The sequence below is a fragment of the Ferrovum myxofaciens genome (assembly GCF_000735045.1).
Lineage (GTDB): Bacteria > Pseudomonadota > Gammaproteobacteria > Burkholderiales > Ferrovaceae > Ferrovum > Ferrovum myxofaciens.
This window is the reverse complement of the sequence record NZ_JPOQ01000096.1, coordinates 1-4497: the sequence shown is the minus strand read 5'-3', so window position 1 is coordinate 4497 and position 4497 is coordinate 1. Positions and strand designations below refer to the sequence as shown.

Below are 4497 nucleotides of genomic sequence, written 5' to 3'. Positions count from 1 at the left end.
CGTATAAAACGCGTGTCCGATGCGGAATTTTTGTGCTTGTACCTCAAAGTACAAAGAAATTCGGCTATTGACAGCTATCGCCTCATTGCTGCCGGATGAACTGTCATGGGTTCAAAGGCAGGTATCTGAGTTGAGCGGACGCTTGGCACGCCCATCCACCGACAGGAGGTCGGCCTTATGCAAAGCTTTCCATAGGCCGAACTGCCGACAGACGCTTTATCTGGATAGCTTTCAAATCCAACCATATTTTGCACGAAACAGCGTGAAATTATCGACCTGAAAGCCTCTATCCAACCTCAGAATGCAAATAGCCTGATTATCTTTGTCGGCCGATTTGTCTGCGGCGGTATTCGCCCGGAGTCAAGCCCACCACGCGCTTGAAAGCCCTATTGAACGCGCCATCCGTTTCGTAACCCACCCGTTCAGCGATTCTGGCTAGTGCCAGATCGCTGTTACCCAGCAGGCACCGAGCCCGGTACATGCGCCAGTTCGTCAGATGGTCGAGCGGTGGAATACCGACGATTCCCCTGAAATATTGGGCAAAAGCCGAGCGGGACATTCCGGCTGAAGCCGCCAAGGACTCCACTGTCCATGCTTTCTCCAGATTGCCATGCATTGCGCAAATCGTCGCACCGAGGCGACGGTCTGATAATCCGGCAATCCAGCCGGTCGTGCCTTTCAGACAGGAATTGAAATGGGCTCGCACTGCCTGCATGAACAGAACATCTGCCAAGCGATTGACTACCAATCTGGCGCCCATTCCCTGTTCCAAAGTTTCCATCTTGATCAACTGCAGCGTGGCGTGAAGCAGATGGGCGCGTGTGCCTCCCATGTCAGCATGAACAACCGGTGGCAGCACTGAAATAAGCGGCTCGCCACCTGTGGTATTGAAAGCAAAGCGGCCAGCGACAATGTCGGTTGGCATGCCGTCTCCACCGAAAGCAATTGTATCGCCAGAACCTTCACCAAAGATTTCCGTGCAGGATTTCACAGGACTTTGCAGGTCATCACGCAGGGCAAATCGCACATCGGAACGTACGATGAAGCAATCGTTTTCGGTCAATTCCAAAGGCTTTTCCAGCCCTTCCGCCGTCAACCAGCAATTGCCGCGCAGGACGAGGAAAAATCGGATATGCGGTCCGTTCAGGAACGAGATTCCCCATGGCGCCTTCGCTTCGAGTCGGGCGTAGAGAGCGCTTTCGATGCGCATAGCAGAAAAAACATCTTCGATTGGATCCATGGAATTCAGACGATTAGATAATAAAACAGGATTATAAGGCATTTATCGTACATAAAAAGGCGGTATCTTGGCATTGCTCACATCACATAAGGAAAATCAACATGAGTGCCTATCGCCTTGAACAGTTCAAAACCATTGACGACCTCGTGCTTCACGACGAGGAATCCCATAAACCAGGGCGCCATGAAGTACTCGTACGTGTACGTGCCAGTTCGCTCAATTACCGTGATCTGGCGATTCTTCACGGAAATTACCCGATGTCGTGCGCACCCGGTCACATCCCGCTCTCCGACGGTGCCGGAGAAGTCATCGAAGTAGGCGATGGCGTAGAACGCTTTGAAATCGGGAGCCGTGTTGCCAATATAGTCTTTCGCCGCTGGTTAGGTGGTCGTTTCCAATTATCCGCCATCAACGAACAATACGGCAGCAACAGCGATGGCTGGCTGACCGAATATAAGGTTGTCAACGAGGAAGCCTTGGTGTCTATTCCCGCCCATCTGTCATTCGAAGAAGCCGCCACACTACCTTGCGCGGCCGTCACGGCATGGTCGGCATTGGCCGGTATCACTGCGGGAGACACTGTTCTGACGCAAGGCAGTGGGGGCGTGTCGCTGTTTGCGGTGCAACTGGCAAAACTGCTGGGTGCTCGGGTCATTGCCACCACATCCTCCATGGAAAAAATGGTGAAATTGAAAAATCTGGGTGCCGATGAAGTGATCAATTACATGGCAACACCAGATTGGGACGGTGAAGTACGCAGGCTCACCAACGGGCAAGGGGTGGACCGGGTTGTTGAAGTAGGTGGTCCGGGCACGCTTCAAAAATCAATAAAATCATGCGCCATCGGCGGGGAGGTCGTACTGATCGGTTTTCTGGCCAGCAGTTCAGATGCAATCGATTTCATGAACCTGTTTATGGGAGGCGTCTCTCTTCGAAGAATAGCCGTAGGTAGTCGGGATGATTTCGAGAACATGAATCGCGCCATTACACAGCACAAGTTGAGGCCAGTGATTGATCACGTATTTCCGTTCATGGATGCAAAGGAAGCATGGCAGTATTTCGACGACCGCAAACATTTCGGCAAGGTCGTGATTGCCCATTGAGGTGAGGGTTATTGGGCTCTCCTACACGAATACAGTTGGCTTCACGGATTACGTCTTCGCCCTGACACATCTCCGGGGTTCCGCTTTGCATCGCAGATTCGGGATCCGGAGGATACCAAAATGCCCTGGCTCGGATGGTATTCCTTGATTTCCGTTTCCTGAGAGACGACCTCATCAACACCGCAAGAATCGGGTGGAAATGCACTCTATACTCAGCGATACTTCACCTGCACCAACTATCTGGATTAATCGTGAATCTTGCTAGTTTTATCAGACTGCTCACCCTGGCGGCCATCTGGGGCGCCTCCTTCCTGTTCACGCGCATCGGCGCGCCGGTACTGGGGTCGGTTATTTTGGCCGAATTCCGCGTCGGCCTCGCTGCATTATTTCTGGCGATCGTAGCCGGATTTCTGCATAAGCCACTCAATGTCAAACAGCATTGGCGGCACTACCTCATGCTGGGCATATTCAACGGGGCTTTGCCTTACCTGCTATTCGGGTTTGCAGCGCAGACGCTTTCGGCCTCAGCAATGTCTATTCTGAATGCCACGTCGCCCATATGGGGAACATTGATCGGTTCAGTGTGGACCCGCCATCCGCCGAATGGCCGCACCGCGTTGGGGTTAGGGTTGGGCATCATTGGTGTTGGCTTGGTCGTCGGAGTTGGCCACTTAACCGCACAACGGGGTGCTGGGGTTGCTATCGCAGCCGCGCTGCTGGCCGCATTCTCCTTTGGCATAGCCACAACCTATGCGAAGACCGCAAAGTCAGAGGACGGTTTTTCCAATGCGCATGGCAGCATGTGGGCAGCAAGTTTGGTCATTGCACCAGCCGTCCCCTTTGCGTCAGTAACAACTCCTCCGGGCACAGTTGTCATGCTGGCAGTTGTTGCCGTGAGCATCGTCTGTACCGGAATAGCGTTTTTGCTTTATTTTCGACTGATTCGGGACATTGGTGCGACCTCTGCGCTCACCGTGACATTCCTGATTCCCGTGTTCGGAATTCTGTGGGGCAGCCTCTTTCTGGGCGAAGTCGTCACCCCAGGAATGATGGCCGGATCGTTCATTGTTATTGTCGGCACGGCATTAGTTACCGGGTACAATCCCGCAACGCTGTTATTCCGCAGGGCAACCGGGAATGCATGACACCTTTGCAGATCAAGCGAGGCAATATGAGTTGGTCGCCCGCGCGATTGAATTTATACGCAACCATGCAAGGCACCAACCCTCACTCGTTGAAATATCCGAAAATATCGGGATGAGCGAGTTCCATCTGCAAAAAGTCTTCTCGAAATGGGCTGGCGTTTCACCCAAACGGTTCTTGCAGTATGTGACGAAAGAATATGTCAAGCAAGCATTGCGAAGTCCGAAAGACGTATTGTCAGTCACGATGGAAGCGGGCTTGTCGAGCCCGGGACGGTTGCACGATTTGATGGTGAACTGTGAAGCAATGTCGCCCGGAGAAATTAAATCCATGGGAGCGGGTCTTGAGATATGGTTTGGTAACGCGCCCACTCCATTCGGCAATGCCCTCATCGCCTGGACTCAGCGCGGCATATGCAATTTTTGGTTTGTGGATGGAGATGCCTTGGCAAACGCTTGAGTGACCGTGTGACTGCAATAGGTTCAGAACTGCCGTTTCAGCAATAGGCCCAACCAACTGCGTTTTTCGAAGGTCAGGCACGAAGGTCGAATTTCAATCAGGATGGCGAGTCTTTAATCAGCTTCGATCGATCAAAAAAATAGTCCGATCCAACCTCTGATTGCAAATAGCCCAAAAAAATAATGGCCATTCTGTCCACATGAATCCCTGGTGGGTTACCATCGAATTTTTACCCAGACCGAATGGACAATCCGTGACTGCCCTGTCTGACCTGCTCGCCTCTTACCGCCAGATTGCCCAGACCCAGCGTGAGAAAGGGACCTACTTCGAGAAGTTGATCCTGTGCTATTTGAAGGCAGAACCCAAATATCGGGACCTGTACCAGGACGCCTGGATGTATGAGGACTGGGCACATCGCCAAGGTCAAACGGGTCAGGACAGCGGGATCGATCTGGTGGCTGAAGTACGCGGGACGGGAGAGTTTCACGCCATCCAGTGCAAACTGTATGCCGAAGATTACAAACTCCAGAAGGGTGACATCGACAGTTTTCT

Annotated in this window: 5 protein-coding genes; 4 read left to right on the top strand and 1 reads right to left on the bottom strand. The window is 52.5% G+C overall.

Going from position 1 to position 4497, the window contains the following annotated elements:
- Positions 1-316: 316 nt before the first annotated feature.
- A complete protein-coding gene (locus IV91_RS0110945; protein WP_031598326.1) occupies positions 317-1240 on the bottom strand; it encodes an AraC family transcriptional regulator in 924 nt (307 codons plus the stop codon).
- A gap of 101 nt (positions 1241-1341) precedes the next feature.
- Here IV91_RS0110945 and IV91_RS0110940 point away from each other — a divergent pair, with 101 nt between their 5' ends.
- The 4 genes from IV91_RS0110940 to IV91_RS15905 all read left to right on the top strand — a co-directional run.
- Complete coding sequence (locus tag IV91_RS0110940; RefSeq protein ID WP_031598325.1) at positions 1342-2343, top strand: zinc-dependent alcohol dehydrogenase family protein; 1002 nt, start codon at positions 1342-1344, stop codon at positions 2341-2343.
- A 251-nt stretch (positions 2344-2594) separates the two neighbouring features.
- Complete coding sequence (locus tag IV91_RS0110935; RefSeq protein ID WP_031598324.1) at positions 2595-3488, top strand: DMT family transporter; 894 nt, start codon at positions 2595-2597, stop codon at positions 3486-3488.
- A complete protein-coding gene (locus tag IV91_RS0110930) occupies positions 3481-3945 on the top strand; it encodes a helix-turn-helix domain-containing protein (protein WP_051862592.1) in 465 nt (154 codons plus the stop codon). The genes IV91_RS0110935 and IV91_RS0110930 overlap by 8 nt, the downstream gene beginning before the upstream one ends.
- A gap of 253 nt (positions 3946-4198) precedes the next feature.
- Positions 4199-4497, top strand: a 299-nt coding sequence (locus IV91_RS15905) for a restriction endonuclease (protein ID WP_150112462.1), incomplete at its 3' end; no start/stop codon positions are given.